10 protein-coding genes and 1 riboswitch are annotated in these 18207 nt (G+C 61.5%); of the genes, 7 read left to right on the plus strand and 3 right to left on the minus strand.

From position 1 onward, the window contains the following. Positions 1–568: 568 nt before the first annotated feature. From H6B30_RS13655 to H6B30_RS13675, 5 genes are all read left to right on the plus strand, one after another. Entirely contained in the window at positions 569–1075 is a 507-nt protein-coding gene (locus H6B30_RS13655; protein ID WP_205111521.1) for an agmatine deiminase family protein, read from the plus strand. Between the two features lie 327 nt (positions 1076–1402). Continuing rightward, complete coding sequence (locus H6B30_RS13660) at positions 1403–1984, plus strand: DUF4840 domain-containing protein (protein WP_205111523.1); 582 nt, start codon at positions 1403–1405, stop codon at positions 1982–1984. 846 nt (positions 1985–2830) lie between these two features. After that, a complete protein-coding gene (locus H6B30_RS13665; RefSeq protein WP_205111525.1) occupies positions 2831–5185 on the plus strand; it encodes a beta-galactosidase in 2355 nt (784 codons plus the stop codon). Between the two features lie 829 nt (positions 5186–6014). Then, complete coding sequence (locus H6B30_RS13670) at positions 6015–6167, plus strand: hypothetical protein (RefSeq protein ID WP_205111527.1); 153 nt, start codon at positions 6015–6017, stop codon at positions 6165–6167. Positions 6168–6347: 180 nt separating this feature from the next. Further along, on the plus strand, positions 6348–6653 hold the full coding sequence (locus H6B30_RS13675; protein ID WP_205111529.1) for a hypothetical protein: 306 nt from the start codon (positions 6348–6350) through the stop codon (positions 6651–6653). 440 nt (positions 6654–7093) lie between these two features. Here the strand turns inward: H6B30_RS13675 and H6B30_RS13680 are convergent, their stop codons facing one another. The 3 genes from H6B30_RS13680 to H6B30_RS13690 form a co-directional block, all read right to left on the minus strand. Then, on the minus strand, positions 7094–7558 hold the full coding sequence (locus H6B30_RS13680) for a hypothetical protein (RefSeq protein WP_205111531.1): 465 nt from the start codon (positions 7556–7558) through the stop codon (positions 7094–7096). A gap of 527 nt (positions 7559–8085) precedes the next feature. After that, positions 8086–14637 (minus strand): DUF4465 domain-containing protein, encoded by a 6552-nt coding sequence (locus H6B30_RS13685; RefSeq protein WP_205111533.1) that lies wholly within the window; start codon positions 14635–14637, stop codon positions 8086–8088. Positions 14638–14774: 137 nt separating this feature from the next. Further along, positions 14775–14962, minus strand: a riboswitch (cobalamin riboswitch). A 79-nt stretch (positions 14963–15041) separates the two neighbouring features. Further along, positions 15042–16109 (minus strand): M20 family metallo-hydrolase, encoded by a 1068-nt coding sequence (locus H6B30_RS13690; protein ID WP_205111535.1) that lies wholly within the window; start codon positions 16107–16109, stop codon positions 15042–15044. A 586-nt stretch (positions 16110–16695) separates the two neighbouring features. Here H6B30_RS13690 and H6B30_RS13695 point away from each other — a divergent pair. Then, positions 16696–17163 carry a division/cell wall cluster transcriptional repressor MraZ gene (locus H6B30_RS13695; RefSeq protein WP_205111537.1) on the plus strand — a complete coding sequence of 156 codons (468 nt, stop codon included), beginning with the start codon at positions 16696–16698 and terminating at the stop codon, positions 17161–17163. Positions 17164–17234: 71 nt separating this feature from the next. Continuing rightward, the gene (rsmH, locus tag H6B30_RS13700) at positions 17235–18146 is read left to right on the plus strand and encodes a 16S rRNA (cytosine(1402)-N(4))-methyltransferase RsmH (protein ID WP_205111539.1); all 912 of its coding nucleotides are present in this window, start codon (positions 17235–17237) and stop codon (positions 18144–18146) included. Positions 18147–18207 lie beyond the last annotated feature (61 nt).

The following is an 18207-nucleotide window of genomic DNA, read 5'->3' on the forward strand; positions in this document are numbered from 1 at the left end:
GGTTTCGATAGAGTTTTTGTTTGCTTTTGAAATGGATTTTCGATAATCGCTGAACTTTATTACGTTTGTCATTGTGCTTATGTTCCTTTGTGTTTAATTGTTTTGATATGCCGTGCCAATTCTTCGTTCCGGATTTCAAGGGGGGATATGCGTAGCTGCAATTCCTCCCTTCCGGTTTTCAGCTTCCCGTTTCCCAAAAGATAATCGCCCCATTGCCATGCTCGTCCATTTTGGTTTGCAAAACGATAAGTCGACGCGTTGCGCCTGGCAGGCAAACCCAAGCAGGGCGCGGCAAACGGAGCGGTGGCAGTTGAGTCTGCCCTTCCAGCGGGCAACGATTCGGCAACCGCCATCCTGCGTCAATCCGATTGGAAAAGGTTTCCGGCCCCCTGCTAAACTTCCACAAGTTTATCCTAACTCTCTGATTCACAATCTCCCGTTGCGCTAATCTGCCGGAATACGGCTGTTGTTCAGCAGATTTTTCCGTAACTTTGCCAACGGACGGCCCGCCCGCGGCAACAGCCCGGGGCGCGCACCGACATACAACAGCTACCACAACGACCGAGATATGAACAAAGCCACACTCATTGCCAACCTGCTGATTGCGGCGCTACCGGCCATGTCGTGCGCCGGCAGCGCCGACGGCCGACAAAAGGAGACAGAAAGCATGTACAAATACACCATAGTGAGCGAAGACGCCCCACACGAGGGCACATGGCTGGCCTGGCCCCACCGCCACACCTACGGCACCGCCTACCGCGACTCGATAGAGCCCGTATGGGTGGCCATGGCCGCGGCGCTGTCGGGCGGCGAGCCTTACCGCGTGGTGCAGATGCCGCTCACGCGCAAAAACGTCAGGGGGCTGGGCTACAAGGGCTCTTACCTCAACTTCTACGTGGGCAACACTGTGGTGCTAAAGCCGGCCTATGGCGATGCCAACGACAGCGTGGCCGTGCGCATGCTCACCGAGCTATATCCCGGCCGGAGGGTGGTGCCCATCGACGTCACCAAGCTATACAAGCATGGCGGCATGCTGCATTGCGTCACGCGGCAGCAGCCCGCCGCACGGCAATGACCCGCCGCACGGCATTGCGGGCCCGGCCGCCGCGGCGCCGTAGCGGCGGCCTTGTGTCGGCCTTGGGGCGGGGCGCAGGCCCGTGGCGCCCACAGCGACATGTGCGGCAGCCCTTACGGCACCGGGGCGTGGGCGCTTTGGCCCATGGCGGCCTGTTGGGTTAAAAAGTGTTTCACTCCCGGTGCTGCTTCAGCATTTAGCCTCCGAAAGCCTAAAAATAAGTTAAATGCCTTTCTTTCCGTGCAAGTATTCTTCTTCTGTTTGTTATTATGGTTGAGTACTCACAAACAAACTTAACTTACAAACAGAATAAAAATAGACTTCAAAATGAATAGAAAGAAAGTATACAGTGCGATTTTCGCTATGTCTTTATGCCTCTGCGGCTCAATGTTCGTGGCTTGTGACGATGACGACAACAACACCGGCGGTGGCGACGTGCTCACGGCCGGCGCCGTGGTGGGCGAATATCCCGACGCCGTCATGACAGCCGGCGAGGCCGACACCACCGTGACCGTGACCGTTGGCGCCGACTCGGTGAGCATAGCCGATTTCCCCGTCGACGGCATTGTGGCCGCCGTGGTGCCTGCCGAGCAGCTCTCAGAGGCCCTGGCTTCGGTGGGCAGCGTGCCTTTCTCAGCCTCTTACAAGGGCAGCGTCGTTGGCAACAAGGTGGCCATGACCGTCTCGGCCGACTCGCTGCTCTTCAACACCACAGCCGATGGCCAGGAGCACACGGTGAAGGTGGGCTTCACCCAGCCGGCCTCCGGCGAATACTCCGGCGCCGACAGCACCCTGACAATGAAGGTAGAGGCTGCCACCGTGATATTCGACGGCGACACGCTCACCGACTTTGCCCCGATTGAGTATGAGCTCAAGCCTGCCCACAAGGCCGTCGTGGCCCACAATTGAGCCTCTGAGGCAGTAAGTTGTTCCAAATCCTTTTTCAAATCCAATCGGTCGATAGGGCACCGACGGATTCATTCTATTGTTGAGCAGATGGGCTGCCGCCGTTGCCAAGGCGCGGCGTGATGCGCCGAGGCAGCGCGGCAGCCGTGACGCCCGCAAGCGAATGCAACCATGTGGAGGCATGATACAAAGGCCGAGCCGGCCATCAGGCGGCCTGATGTACTATTGGGATTCAATCATGGCATGACCAGCGGAGAGCCGCGCCGGTAGGGCGCACGGGCTCTCCGCTTTTTTCGTCCTTACATCTGCAGGGGCTGGCGAGCGTTGTTTTTGCGGGACACTCGATAAAGATAGGGGATTTTTAGGAGTTCAGGAGTTCAGGAGTACAGGAGTACAGACAATAGTTTTTGTGTACAATGGAGTTAGAGGGAGGTAGAAGGAGTTACAAGGAGTTAGAGGACAATGGCATTGACTATCTCTTCCTGCAACACTTTCCGCATGCCCCAGGGTTCCCGTGCTACCAAAACTATTACCTTACCCCCTTAACTTTCTAACTCCTTAACACCAAAATATATACTAAACTATTGTCTGTACTCCTGTACTCCTGAACTCCTGAACTCCTAAAAAGCCCCTGGATTTATCTGGTGAGCCGTTTTTGCGCCATTCCCTTTTGCCAACCGAATAATTTTCTTACCTTTGCATAAGGTAAGCCGCACTCGGGAAATAGCAAGCCAGCTTGCACAGCACTCGCTTGCGTTGCCCAGGCGGCAGGCCGCCTGGGCGCGGGCTATACCCCCGGGCGGCCAGCGCCCACTATGCACCGACAACAGAAACAATAACTAAATAGTGATGAATTTACGTAAACACCTGGCAGCCGCGGCCCTGGCCGCGCTGCTGGCTGCCGTCCCGGCCACCGCCGGCGCGGCCCGGGGCGGTACGTTTGCCGCCGGCGACAAGACTTTCGTGCTCAATGGCAAGCCTTTCGTGGTCAAGGCCGCCGAGCTGCACTACCCACGCATACCGCGACCCTACTGGGAGCACCGCATACGCATGTGCCGGGCGCTGGGCATGAACACCATCTGCCTCTACGTGTTCTGGAACATACACGAGCAGCGCGAGGGACAATTCGACTTCACGGGGCAGAACGACATTGCAGAGTTCTGCCGGCTGGCACAGAAAAACGGCATGTACGTCATCGTGCGCCCCGGCCCATACGTGTGCGCCGAGTGGGAGATGGGCGGGCTGCCATGGTGGCTGCTCAAGAAGCCGGGCATACGCCTGCGCGAGCAAGACCCCTACTTCATGCAGCGCGTGGGACTCTTCATGCGCAAGGTGGGCGAGCAGCTCGCGCCGCTAACCATACAGCGCGGAGGCCCCATCATCATGGTGCAGGTAGAGAATGAGTATGGCTCTTACGGCGAAGACAAGCCCTATGTGGCCGCCATACGCGACACCGTGCGCGCCGCGGGCTTTGCCGACGTGGCGCTGTTCCAGTGCGACTGGTCCAGCAACTTCACCAAGAACGGGCTCGACGACCTTGTCTGGACGATGAACTTCGGCACCGGGGCCAACATCGACGACCAGTTCCGCCGGCTGCGGCAGCTGCGCCCCTCGTCGCCGCTGATGTGCTCCGAATACTGGAGCGGGTGGTTCGACAAGTGGGGCGCGCGCCACGAGACGCGACCGGCCGACAAGATGGTGGCCGGCATCGACGAGATGCTTTCAAAGGGAATATCGTTCTCGCTCTACATGACCCACGGCGGCACGTCGTTCGGCCACTGGGCCGGGGCCAACTCGCCCGGCTTCCAGCCCGACGTGACGTCCTACGACTACGACGCGCCAATCAACGAATACGGCATGCCCACGCCCAAGTACTACGAGCTGCGCGAGGTGATGCAGAAGCATAGTGACAAGCCGCTGCCGGCAGTGCCCAAGCCCGCCACCCGGCTGATAAGCATACCCGAGTTTGAACTGGCCGACTTCGAGCCGCTAATGACCGGGGCCGACAGCCTGGCCCAGAGCCGCGAGCCGCTCACCTTCGAGCAGATGGACATGGGATGGGGCACGATGAACTACAGCACCGAGCTGCCCGAGATACCCGTGAGGAGCGTGCTCACCATCGACGAGGCACACGACTACGTACAGGTGTTCGTCGACCGCGAGTACATAGGCACCATCGACCGCGTGCAGCGCCAGCGCTCGCTCACACTGCCCCCCGTGAAGAAAGGGCAGACGCTGGCCATACTCGTAGAGGGCATGGGCCGCATCAACTTCGGCCGCGCCATCAACGACCCCAAGGGCATCACCGGCCCCGTAGCGCTGCGGGCCGAGATTGGCGGCGACGAGGTGCAGTGGACCCTGCGCGACTGGGTCTGCGAGCGCATACCCGACACCTACGCCAACGCCCTGCGCGCCGTTGACAACCGCATACACAAGGACGTCGAGGTGATGGCCCACCCCAAGGGCCGCCGCGGATACTACCGGGGCTACTTCACGCTCGGAAAGACCGGCGACACCTTCCTCGACATGCAGGCCTTCGGCAAGGGCCTTGTCTACGTCAACGGCCACGCCATAGGCCGCTACTGGAACATCGGCCCGCAGCAGACGCTCTACGTGCCGGGCTGCTGGCTCAAGAAGGGCCGCAACGAGGTGATAGTGCTCGACGTCATCGGCCCCGCGGGCAAGGCCGTGTGCTCCGGCCGCGCCGAGCCTGAGCTCGACAAGCTCAACATCACCCGCCCCGCCACCCACCGCAAGCCCGGCGAGACGCTCGACACCAAGGCGCTGCCACTGGCCGCGCAAGGTTCGTTCGCCCCCGGCAACGGATGGCAGACAGTGAGGCTCAGCGCCCCCGCCAAAGGGCGCTACGTGGCCATAGAGGGGCTCAACGCCCACGACGGCAAGCAGCTGGCAGCCATAGCCGAGCTCTATGTGCTCGACGCCCAGGGCAAGCGCCTCAGCCGCGAGCCATGGACCATAAGGTATGCCGACAGCGAAGACGTAGCCGGGGGCAACTACATGGCCGACAAGGTGTTCGACCTGCAGGAGTCTACCTACTGGCAGACCGACCGCAAAGCGTCCTACCCCCACGTCGTAGTCATCGACCTCGGCTCCGAGCAGACCGTCACCGCCGTGGAATACCTGCCCCGCGCCGAGCAGGGCGCGCCCGCCGGCCTGAAAGACTACCGCATATACGTCTACTGACGCCCTCTGGGCCATGGCCCCGCCGCCGGCCAACCCCATCGCTGGCTTGGTGGCTCCGGCCGACGGCCCGGCAGGCAATGCAGTTGCGCCCCGCGAAGCATTTGTTTCGCGGGGCGCATCGTTTTGTAAAAACCATTTTTTACCATGAAACCGTTCTTGGCTCATCGGATAAATCCAGGGGCTTTTCAGGAGTTATTCTTTTTAGGAGTTCAGGAGTACAGGAGTACAGACAATAGTTTTGGGAACACGGCCCCCTGGGGGCATGGGGAACGCGTTGCAGGAAGAGATAGTCAATGCCATTGTCCTCTAACTCCTTGTAACTCCTTCTACCTCCCTCTAACTCCATTGTACACAAAAACTATTGTCCTCTAACTCCTTGTAACTCCTTCTACCTCCCTCTAACTCCATTGTGCACAAGAACTATTGTCCTCTAACTCCTTGCAACTCCTTTTACCTCCCTCTAACTCCATTGTACACAGGAACTATTGTCCTCTAACTCCTTGTAACTCCTTCTACCTCCCTCTAACTCCATTGTGCACAAGAACTATTGTCTGTACTCCTGCACTCCTGTACTCCTGAACTCCTAAAAAGCCCCCTATGTTTATCGGGTGTCCCGTGTCGTCTTTGCCAGTGGCTTGGCTGGCAACTGCGATGCATGGGCGGCGGGCAATGCTCCGCCATGCGCAATGATAACCGGAATATAAACGTGAATTGTGCTTAATTTATGAGACAACGCGTTAAACTAACGAAATTAAACTATGTATCAGGGTAACATATCGATATATTTTGTATATTTTAGCTAAAATATAACAACAAGGAGGAAAAGATTATGATATTCAAAAAACAGATGATGGCATTGCTGTTGGCAATGTGTGCTCCATGGGGCGATGTTCAAGCGGAAGAAATCGGAAAAGTTGTTTACATAGATAGTATCAACGCGTATGCTCAAGCATATTGCCAACAAAGACAGCTTTTCTTTTGATGCTAAATATATCGCAAAGGCCTTGATAATTAAGACGGTAAGTTGCAATGGCAGGCAAACAGTCCACGCAAATGATGGCATATATTCATTAGCAGGTTACAGAATGGGAAACAAAAGCACTAAGGGTACATTGCCGAAAGAGGGTTATGTTATTATTGACCAAAACAATAAAAGGAGACCATGCAAAAAATATATAATGAAATAATAATTGTGCAGGCATTGCTCTTGTTGTCAACGCATGTATCCAATGCGTCGGGGGAATTGCTTGTTCGCAACACCCCGAAAATTCGCATGGCTGTCATGGTTAACACTGAAGAGGTGGAAGGCGACGTAACTGTCCACGACAAAGATTCCTGCTCGTTTCGATTGGTGTTGCCCGATGGCAAGGAAGCCGGGATGCCAGACCTTGATGCAGTTTCATGCAGGTGGATTGTCAAGTCTTATTTTAGTCCTAATCTCTATGGAAAAGAAAAAGAGATAGATTAAGGCAAAGATAAAGGACGTCTGGACTTTGTGGTAAAGCCTTCATTGTGGGGGCTGCAGTTTGTCAATAATATACTTCTGGGCACAAGGAGTGAGGCTGCCACAGATATTGACATAATATGTGAGCTATCCTTTGAAAAAAGTGGCAGGACACACACAACCCGTTACAGCAGAAGGGTCACAATGGATGTATTGCCATCCACGCCGAGAATGGCTCTTACAAGTTTAAGTCGGGTTGATGAGCCGGAGGACCCAGACTTTCAATGGGTTGATGCGGGAATCGAAATAACAGCCCCGGGATGTATGTATGGCGTTATACAGGTCTACAGTAAATATTCGATTAATGTTTATTACATAGATGTTGGCAGTGTTGTTGACAAAACAAATTTTATATATGAGTATGGTTGTATAGGTGACTCTTTGCAGTTCCACTCTTGTAACGACTATGGGGGGCGTGAAGTGAATGGCTTGTCATCGATTCGGTTGGGATATCCGGAATAGAAGAAGCAACCGGCAGTGGCATCCAAGTTGTTGTGGGCAAAGGGCAATGTGAAATAATTGCCGGGTACAGGCTGGACAGGTTGTCGGTCACGGGCATTGACGGGAAATGCCACTACGTTGGCCCGTTGGACGGCAACCGCTTGACTCTTGCCCTCCCAAGAGGAATGTATATGATATCCACCTACAGCGGCAACAAATTGAAGTCGGCAGACAAGATATTCATCAAATAAAAACAACGAGTATGAAAAAGTTTTATTTATTTGCGATTGTGTTTTTCTCTCTTTGTTCAAAAGCACAACATAGCCAGAACGTGTGTGCAACAGACGATAGCCCCATCGCCGGTTCCTAAACCGGCCATGAGGGATGTTTATGGCGGCCACTGATAAATGTAATATCTTGTCGGGCAAATTGATTTAAATATAGCGGCAAGCCTTCTGCGGTAGGCCCTCCGTTAGGGCGTGGCCTGAATGTATTCGCCAGGCCTCCGTTATGGCTTCTCCCGGCCATAGGCAGAGCGCGCCAGGCCGTGCCAGTAATCGTACGGCAGCGTAGCCGGCAGAACCATCCTCCGCCATTTGCTGTTGTAAAATGTCACGAAGTCCGAAAAATCCCTCATGTCGTTTTATTCAGCCGTCGACGTTCCTGCCCTTGCCGCCGTGACGTGCAAGCCGGCCGCAAGGGCAATGTTTCTTGCGCTTGCGCCAAACATGCCCCCTTGGCTTTCATGCCATGGCCTTGCAGCCCCTGCCGTATTGCAGTGCCGTACGGCCCGTGTGGCACCGCAATACGGCCCTTGCGGGAGCTTTCCGGCGTGGGCGCGGGGCAGTTGTGAATATGGAAAAAGGCGGCGACAGCCTCAGTGCTGTCGCCGCCTTTGGTGTGTTGCGTGGCGCGTGGGGAAAGCCGTGCTGTTGTCCTTGCGCCTGCCATGTGTTTACCTGGCAACCTCCTTGCGCACCTGTCCGTCGGTGGTGCGTATGATGACGATGCCCTTTGTGGCCTTGCCCGTGCGCCGGCCGCCGAGGTCGTGGCGGCTCTCGGTGGTGGTGGCCGGTGCTGCCGGGCCTCCGATGGCCGAGGCTATGTCGAACGGTATGCTAACAAACTCGGTCTTGCCGCGCTGCGTTGCGCTGACCACTATCTCGGTGCGGCCCTCGGCCCCGTCGGGCAGCGAGAGGCGGCCGTCGGCCGTCAGCGTCACGCCGTCGTACTTGCTGTCGTATGGCGCGTCGGGCAGGGCGTAGGCAATGGTGCCCTCGTTGGCGCTGAACGAGAAGAAGGGCGACGCGTCGACGCTCCGTTCGGCCTGCGTGGCGGCGCGTGTCACCTTGCGCTCGCCGTTGAGGTCGTCGAGGCAGAAGTATGCCGGAGTGTTGAGGTAGCCTCCGCTCTTGTCGCTGCCGTCGATGGTGAAGTCGACCTTCACCACGCGCCCGAGACTGCGCAGGTCAACCCACTGCCACGTGTCGAGGTAGTAGTGGTCGGCTTCCGATGCCTGGGTGTAGTCGGCCAGGTAGTGCTCTACCGTTACCACCGAGCCGTCGGCGTGCGTGCCTGTGAACAGCACCTTGAGGTAAGAGCCGTCGGCGAAGGGCTTGGCATAGCTGTCGCCGTTTACTATCGAGCTCACTGCGTAGGCGTTGTTTGTGATGTACATGCCCCTGATGGTGTCGCCCTCGGCGTTGTTGAGCACGCTTATCGTGCCGTTGCCGTAGGCCACGGCGTAGTTGGCCGAGCCGTCGTGGCCGCTGCCCACGGCCGAGTTGTACTGGTCGTCGAGCGTCTTGAAGCTTGTCGACGTGCGGTTGGAGTAGGCGAATCCCGACCATGAGCCGTAGTCGAGGCTGTAGTTGTTGCTGAAGGCATACGACCCGCTGACGAACGAGCCAGCCATCTGCCTGTCGAAGTATGTGCCCGTCACCTCTTCGCCCTTGGTGTCGGGGCCGGCCCATGCGCTCTCGGCGGCCAGCCACAGGTTGTCCATTGTTGCGGCCACGGCCTTGCCCGTCACGATGACGCGGCAGGTGTCGCTGGCCTGCTTGCCGTTGGCGTCGGTCACGGTGACGTAGTACAGGTCGCACTCCGATGGCGTGTAGCCCACCGTTGCCACGTCAATCTCGTCGAGCGTCGTGGTTGCTATCTGCTCGTGCCGGCCGTTGGTCCATGTCAGTGTGAACGGTGCTGTGCCGTCGGTGACGTAGGCCGTGAGCGTGGCCTCGGTGCCGGCCTCTACCGTGCATCCCTCGGCCACCACGCCGGTGTTGGGCGCTTCGACAATGGCTTCGCCCGTAGCCACAAACGGCTTGCCGGCCACCACGTTGCCTGCCGTGCCCCTCAGGCTCACGGCCATGGCGTAGGCCACGTAGCGCGAGCCGGTGGTCAGTGTGTCGGTTGAGGCCGCTGCCTCGCGCCCTGCGTAGAGCGTGAGCTCCGTGCATCCGTCGGCGGTCATCTCGGCGGGCGTGGGTGCCGGTGCCGATTCGGGCCTTACGGTGATGTATACGGTGGCGGCGATGTCGGTCTTCACGGCGATGATGGCGCTCGTGTCGGTCGTGGCTGCCACTGCGGGGTAGCCTTCGGCCATGGCCGGTGCGGCATCCTGCGCGTTGTACTCGTAGGCCCCGATGGTGGGTTGCTGTGCCCTTGGCTTGCCGTTGATGTCGGTGGTCACGGCCTGCAGCGGCACGGCGGTGAGCAGGTTGCCGCCGGCGGCCGGTTCGAGAATCACGTCGGAGAGGAATGCCACGCTGTCGGCCACTCCCCCTGTCTCGCCGCTAAGCTCCTGCCATCCGTCGGGTGTGGCTATGTCGGCCCTGTTGTAGGCAAACACCTTGCCCGAGGTGAAGGCGGCGTTGCTCCTGAATGCTATGTTCTTGGCGGCGTCGGCGTTGTACAGCCTGTATGCGTATCCCTTGGTGTGGTTCTGCAGTATGTTGTTGGCCACGGTCACGTCGGCCGTCATGGTGGCGTTTATCCACAGCGCTGCGCCCACGTTGGTGCCGGTGGCCAGCACGGTGTTGTGTGCCACGATGACGTGCTCGCCGGCCGAGCCCAGCTTTATTCCGGCGCTCGATGCGTTGTTGCCCTTCACCTTGATTTCGTTGTTGGCTATGATTACGGGCGCCTCGGGCGTTCCGGTGAGCTTGCGCGGGTTGATGGCTATTGCTCCTCCGGGCGTTGCCAGGTCGAAGATGTTGCCCTCGATGACCATGCTCTCGGGGTGTGCGTCGCGCAGCTGCCCGTCGAAGCCCTGGAAGCCGCTTGCCGTCGACACCGTGTTCTCAATGCGGTTGCGGCGTATCTTGGCCCCGAGCTCGTCCATCGCGTAGATGGCCTTTGAGCCCTGGTTGCGCAGGGTGTTGCCCTCTATCACGCCGCCCCTTTCCTTTGGCAGCCTCACTGTCGACGTTCCGCCCATGCGCACGCCTATGTATCCGCCCTCGAGCAGGCAGTTGGCCACGGTGAGGTAGTCGTTGTTGCAGTTGGCCTCGTCCCTGGCGTAGGTGTATACCAGGTTGATGTTCTGGCTGTAGGTGGTTGTCGTCTCGGCGTGGATGTAGCAGCTGTCGATGGTGACGTGGCGGCTTGCGCCCTTGACGAAGGCGATGCCGGGGTAGGTGAGGTCGGTTGTGGTCATTTCGATGCCCCTCACCGTCACGTAGTCGGCCCCGTCGATGGTGAGCACGCCGTACTCGCGGTTCATCTTGTCGTCGCTGTATCCCGGGTCGGAATACTGGTTGTGGTATAGCTTGACGTCGTTGTAGTTGCCCGTTTCGCTCTGTATTGTCACCGTGTTGCGCTCCGACGTGCCCGGTATGTAGGGCACTCTGACCACCTCGTTGTATATGCCTCGGGCAATGCTTATGTTGACCGGGCCCTCTATGCCGCCGGCAATGGCGTCGACGGCAGCCTGTATGGTGGGATACTGCTTGCCCTGGCCCACGGTGAGCGTGCCGCTGGCCCCGTCGCGCACGGCCGTTGTCGCCGTGAGCCCGGTTGCGGGCCTGTTCTGGCCGAGGCTTGTTGCCACGTTGTCGAGCGTCATGCTGACGGGCGTGCCCGTGGCGGCTTCGGTCGCGATGGCCGCTGCCACCCAGAAGCGGTAGGTGCCCGCGGCGGTTATGGTGTAGTTGCCCGTCACGTTGTACGGTGCGGCCTGCGCCCTTCCGAACACTGTGAACGGCGCGAAGTTGCCTATGGTGTCGGTGGTGTATACCGTCACCTGCGACAGTGCCTCGGCCCCGGTGGCACCGAGCGCCATCGAGTTGATGTCCACCTGTCCGTAGTCGCCCTCGACGTCAACGTCGACGCGCATCATCAGAACGTCGTCCTGGCCTCTCGTGACGGCCTCGGGGGCAATGATGGCGGTGTTGACCGATGCAACCCCGAGCGCCTTCCTCATGTAAGACACCGCCTCGATGGCAAAGCCGTCGGGGGCCGAGTAGCCGCTGCGCACCACGTAGCGCACAGTGAGCTTGCCGCTTGGCGATGTCGACACGATGTCGGCCGGCAGCTTGTCGTAGCACTGCATGGCGAGCATCAGGCTGTCTTTGTCGGTGGTGGAGCCGGCATACACATAGAGGGTGTCGGTGCAGTTGAGGTCGGCCGCCTTCACTTTCAGCTTCACCGACTCGCCCTGCACTGCGGGCGCAAACGTCACCTTGCCGTCGAACTTCATCGACGCAGGCTCGTTTTCGCCGCCGTCGTCGTATACCATGAGGTTTGTTGCCGCCTTGAGCTTCACCTCGCCGTTGTCGCCCTGCTGCAGCAACAGCATGTCTTTCACCGTGCGCGAGCCGTCGGGGTCGCCTGCGGCCACCTCGGTCTGCTTGCCCCCGGCGGTGACGGCTGTTACTGCCGCGTCGATGTTGTCGCCGGCCTTGGCCGCGTCGCCCAGGTCTATGCAGAGTCGGAAGAAGTTGTTGCCTTCGGCCAGCTGCACCGGTTCGTCAAGCCTTATCACCATGGTCTCGCTGCCTGTGGCGGGCTGTGCCGAGCCGGCCGGTGCCGCGTCGGGGGCGGGGTTGGCGTCGGCGTGGCCCACATAGTATAGGCTTGCCTTGGCAATGGCTGCCCCGCAGCCCTTGGTGTCGATGGTCACGGCCTCGAGGGCCTTGGCCTGCTGGTCGCCCTTGGCCACCACGTTGATGGTGAGTAGCGCCTGTGCCGTTGCCCCCGACGGCATGATGTCGGTAGTGGTGTGGGTCACCTCGACCTTCTCTATGTCCATGGGTTGCGACTTGTATTCGCTCACCGTGGCCTTGAAGCCGGTGGCTGTGTAGTACAGTGTGCCGTCGGTGGGCGAGAACACCACCGTGAGCGAGCCGTCGGCGGCTGTGGAGCGCAGCGCCCTCCCGGGGCCCTTCTGCTTGTCGTCGGGGTTGTCGAGCTTCCAGAGCAGTTCGCCCTTGGTTCCCTGTCCGCTGTATACGCGGAAGTCGGCCTTCACCCCGTAGGATGCAGAGGCATAGTAGAGGTCGAACGCCGAGAAGTCTATCTGGCACACGTTGCCCTCGTGCATGGGCACGAACACGTTGGTGCGCACGTCGGCTCCGGCCTCGTAGTTCTCGGAGTATTCGCTCCTTGGCTTGGTGCGCAGCTCCAGGCTGCCGTTCACGGCCTTGGTCACCGTGCCCTGCCCGGCGTGTGAGTATACTATGTTCTCAACCTTGCGGTCGCCCTCGGGGTTGCCTTCGGCCACGGCCTCGGCCCGTCCGTTGAGCTCTACCGTGGCGAGGGCGGCGTCGGCCGCCTGCCCGTTGGTGGCGTCGTCGGCCACGTCGCATGCCAGCCAGAAGTAGTTGTCGCCCTCCTTGAGGGTCACGCCGTCGGCGGGCTTTATGCTGAATGCGTCGGCCGTCACCTCGGTGCGGCCCACCTCATTCTTTGTCGAGAAAGCCTCGTCGGCCCCGGTGTAGTATAGCGCCGCGGCCTTGATGGTGGCGTGGGTGCCGTTGGCGTTGAAGGCGAACGTGCCGGCCTTCAGCGGCGGCTCTGTGTTGCTGGTGTGTATGTTCACCCTGAGCAGCGGCTGGCCGGTGTCGCCGGCGCACACCGTCTGGCCGGATGCCTGGCTCACGGCAATGTTGTCGGCGGTCATGGGCTGCGGCGTGAAGAGGCTCACCGTGGCCTCGAAGCCGTCGGCGGTGTAGCTCGTGCCGTTGTTGCCCAGCTCGACGGTGAGCGCCCCGTCGGCCGACGTGGAGTGTATGGTGGCCTTCTCGCCGCTCTTTACGCGCCTTATCAGCTGCGCGGGGTCGGCCGTGGCCCCGTTGTATACGTTGAGGTATTGGTAGTAGATGGTGCCTTCCGAGAGTTTCACCCGGCTGAAGTCCACCTGCACCTTCTTGCCCTCGACAGTGGGCAATAGCGTCATGGTGCCCTGGAACTTGGCCGTCACCTTGCCCTCGGGGCCGCCGTCGTCGTAGAAGGCCAGCGGCGTCTCGCCCACGTTGGCCTTGGCCTGCCCCTCGGCCATGAGCAGTATGGCGGGGTTGGCCACTGCCACGGGCGTGGCGCGCACGAATCCCGCCACCCCGCCGGGCATGGCGGCGGTGGCCACCGCCGTGACGTCAAGCTCCACCTTGGCGCCCACTTCGGCCTCGGGGCTGATGTCGGCGGCCAGCGTCAGGGCGTTGCGCCCGCTCTGCAGCGGCCTGTCGAGCGTTATGCGGTAGCTGCCGCCCGTGGCCTCGACAGAGGCTTCTATCGGCGTGGCCCCGCTGCACGAGGCCAGCTCGCCCTCGTAGACCTTGACCGATAGCGGGTCTATCATGCCCTCGTTGCGGGCCATGGTGAACGTTATCGACGTCAGCCTGTCGGCGTTGAGCACGCCCTCGGCCGTGACATACACCGAGGCCAGGGCCACGGCGGCCTTGCCCGTGGGCGACGGGGTCACCGCTGCGTACGACGAGCCGGCCCCGCTCACCTTCATGTCTTCGAGCTTGATGCAGCTCACCCGGGCCGTCCAGCCCTCGCAGGCTGCCGCATACCGCCACAGCATGCCCACCGACAGGGAGCCGTCGGCGGCGGTTGAGTAGTAGGTCTTGGCGGTGTACTTGCCGTCGAGCACCTCGATGACATCGCCCTCGGGCATGGTGCTCGACGAGGTGACCTCGGTTATCGACGATGCCCACTTGAAGGTGTTGCCGGCGTCTGGGTCGCCGTTGTATACGTACACCCGGCCGTAGTACCCGCCGTAGTCGCTCGTCACGTCGGTCTTGTCGAACGTGACCTGCACGGCCATGCCTTTCTCGGCCGGCTTGAACACCGTCAGCGACTGCGTGTTGTTGGCCGCGTTCGACTCGATGCCGGCCGTGCCCTTGGGGTCGTAGAACGTCAGTTCCTGCCCCGTCTGCACGGTCACGGTCTGCTTGCCGAACCGCGGCTGTGTCACCGTGCCGCCGGTGGCGTCCTGTCCCCATGCAGGGACTGCCGCCAGTGCCGCGACGAGTGACAGCACAAAAGAGTAGACTTTCTTTTTCATAAAAACGCTGTTTGGTTATAAAATTGATGTTGATTGTGCGTGTTGCGCGCGTGCGTCGCGTTCCGCGGGCGCTGGCCCGTGGCGCTGTCTGCATAGCGCTTGGTTGGCATGTGCCGCCGCCCCTATCCTCGAGGGGTGACAGGCAGTGTCGCAAGGCAGGTCTTCTGACTTGCCGCCCGGATTACGAACGCCTTCCCGGCAATGCCCAGTGGCTTTGTTGTTCGTTCCTGGTAAGGGCGGCTCACAGCAGCGGGACTGTCGGGGATTCTCACCCCGTTCCCTTTTAATCACTTGTGGCAGTGAACCATTGCGATTGCAAAGATAGTATAATAATTCAGAAAAAAGTCCGCCTCTGCGTTAAAAAAGCGGGGCGGGCCAAAGTGTTTCCCATTTCGGACAGTGGCTTACAGCCTCAGCCCGTCGAGCAGTCGGGTGTATGTGTCGATGGCCGACGCAATCTCGTCGAGGGCGATGTATTCGTCGGCCGAGTGCGAGCGGGCCGAGTCGCCGGGCCCGAGCTTCATCGAGGGGAACGGCATGAGGGCCTGGTCCGAGAGCGTGGGCGAGCCGAATGGCACCATGCCCATGGCCCGGCACCGCTCCACGAGCGGGTGGGCGGGGTCGATGGCCGACGAGCCCAGGCGCGTTGACCGTGGCGTCAGTTCGCTGCCCATGCCCGCGCGCAGCTCGTCGAGCAGCTCGGCGTTGGTGTACAGCTCGTTGGAGCGCACGTCGATGGTGAATCGGCACTCGTCGGGCACCACGTTGTGCTGGGTGCCGGCGCCAATCACCGTCACCGTGGCGAGCGTGGGGCCCAGCAGCGGGCTCACCCTGCCGAAGCGGTGGGAGCGCAGCCATGCTATGTCGTCGATGGCCTTGTATATGGCGTTCACCCCCTCGGCGCGGGCAGCGTGGCCCGAGCGCCCGCGGGCCACGGCGTCGACCACCATGAGCCCCTTCTCGGCGATGGCGGGCTGCATGCCCGTGGGCTCGCCCACTATGGCCACGTCGATGCGCGGCAGCAGCGGCAGGGCGCGGCTGATGCCGTCGGCCCCCGACACCTCTTCCTCGGCCGAGGCCAGGCACACAAGGTTGTAGGCCCGTGGCGCCCGGGCCATGGCGGCGTATGTGGCGAGCAGGCTCACCAGCCCGCCGCCGCAGTCGTTGCTGCCCAGCCCGTAGAGCCGGCCGCCCTCAACGGCGGGGCAGAAGGGGTCGCGCGTCCACGACGCCACGGGCTTCACCGTGTCGATGTGGGCGTTGAGCAATAGCGTGGGGCGGCTGTCGTCGTGGCCCGGGGCCACGGCCCACACGTTGTTGGCCTCGCGGCGGGGGCGCATGGCCCTGTCTTCCATGAACTGTTCGATAATGTCGGCTGCCGCCTTCTCGTCGCGGCTCACCGACGGCGTGGCTATGAGCCGCCTCAGCAGCCCGGTGGCCTCGGCGGCAAGCCGCCTGCAGTCTGTTGTCATGTCTGTCGGTCTTGGTTGGGTTGCGGCCGTCGCGGCATGCCGGCACGGCGGCTGCCCGCTGTGGGGCGGCCTGCCTGCCGGCATGGTGCGGGCCGGTGTGCAAAGGTAGCCATTTTTTTGCTGTCGGCCAACGGTGGGCGCCCGCCGCCGCGCGCCATTTAACATTTGCCAACATCACCGGCCGCACAGTAGGGCCGCCCCGCCCCCTGTTTGTAAACATTGTTCGGCCGCCGCCTCCCATGGCCGCCATCCCCGTTCCGGCCCCTGCCCGGGCCGGGTTTGCAAAACGTGCCCCGCGGGCTTGCCGTCTGTGCCATACGGGCTTGCGGCGGAGGCCGTTGGGCGTTGCGGCGGGGGCCGTTTGGCAAGGCGCGGGCGGGGCGGGGCGTGGCGCTGCATGCCGGGGTAAACATAATTTACCGCCCCGCGGCAGGGCGGCCGCTGCGGGGCCCCGCCGGCAGGGCAATGCCGCCGGTTGGGCAAGGTCAAGAAAATGTGGGGCGAGCCGCAAAAAAGTGGGGGAAAGTGGGGCTGTGTGGAGGAAAATGTGTATCTTTGCCGAAACGAAAGCAGCATGTCCGTCAGTATGCGATTTCTGGGAAACATAGAGGCCAAGCTCGACGCCAAGGGGCGCGTGTTCCTGCCCGCGGCATTCCGCAAGGTGCTGCAGGGCGCAGGCGAGCAGGGCATGGTGATGCGCAAAGACGTGTTCCAGGCCTGCCTGGTGCTCTATCCCGAGAGCGTCTGGGGCGAGCAGATGGACAGTCTGCGCCGCCGCCTGAGCCGCTGGGACCGCGACGAGCAGCAGCTCTTCCGCCAGTTTGTGAGCGAGGTGGAGCCCGTGGCCCTCGATGCCAGCGGGCGTTTCCTCATATCGCGGCGGTGCCTCCGCCAGGCCGGCATAGGGCAGGACGTGCGCTTCATAGGCATGGGCGACACCATCGAGATATGGCCGTCGGGCCCCGGCGGCACAGGCTTTGTCGACCCGGCCGCCTTTGGCGAGGCGCTTCAGCGGGCCATGGGCCCCGGCGGCGGCTCCGCCGATGCCGGCTGACGGGCGCTGCCCATGGCGCGGCCGGCCTGCGGCCGCCGCGCCGCACCGATGTATTACCGACGTTACGAGTTATGGATTGTTACCACATACCGGTTTTGCTCCGCGAGAGTGTCGACGGGCTGGGCATAAGGCCCGGCGGCGTCTATGTCGACGTGACCTTCGGCGGCGGGGGGCACAGCCGCGAGATAATGGCCCGGCTCAGCGGCGGGGCGCGCCTTTACGGGTTCGACCAGGACGCCGACGCCGAGCGCCAGGCCTTCGGCGGCGAGGGCTTCACCTTTGTGCGGAGCAACTTCCGCTACCTGAAGAACTGGATGCGCTACTACGGCGAAGACCACATCGACGGGCTGCTGGCCGACCTCGGAGTGTCGAGCCACCACCTCGACGACGCCGCGCGCGGCTTCTCGTTCCGCTTCGACGCTCCGCTCGACATGCGCATGAACAAGCGCGCCGGGGCCACGGCAGCCGACGTGCTCAACAGTTACAGCGAGGAGCGCCTCTCCGACGTGCTCTACCTCTACGGCGAGCTGAGAAACGCGCGCCGTCTGGCCGCCGCCATAGTGAGGGCGCGGCAGTCGGCCCCGCTGCTCACCACGTCCGACCTTATGGGCGCCGTCGGCGGGCTGCTGCCCCAGCAGCGGGCCAAGAAAGACGCCGCGCGGCTGTTCCAGGCCCTGCGCATAGAGGTGAACCACGAGATGGACGCCCTGGCCGAGATGCTCGGGGCCGCCGTGGAGCTGCTCGCCCCGGGCGGGCGGCTGGCCGTCATCACCTACCACTCGCTCGAAGACCGCATGGTGAAGAACGTGATGCGCTCGGGCAACGTGGCCGGCAGGGTGGAGCACGACTTCTACGGGCGCACCGAGGCGCCGCTGAGGCAGCTCGGGGGCAAGGTCACCGTGCCCTCCGACGCCGAGCAGCAGGCCAACCCGCGCAGCCGCAGCGCCAAGCTCCGCGTGGCCGAGAAGGTGGGGCGGCGGTGAGGCCGGCGCCGGCAGGGGAGCCTACGGGCCCCCGACACAGTAAAGAAAACCAAAAGACAGT

The organism is Marseilla massiliensis (assembly GCF_016899955.1).
Taxonomy (GTDB): domain Bacteria; phylum Bacteroidota; class Bacteroidia; order Bacteroidales; family Bacteroidaceae; genus Prevotella; species Prevotella intestinigallinarum.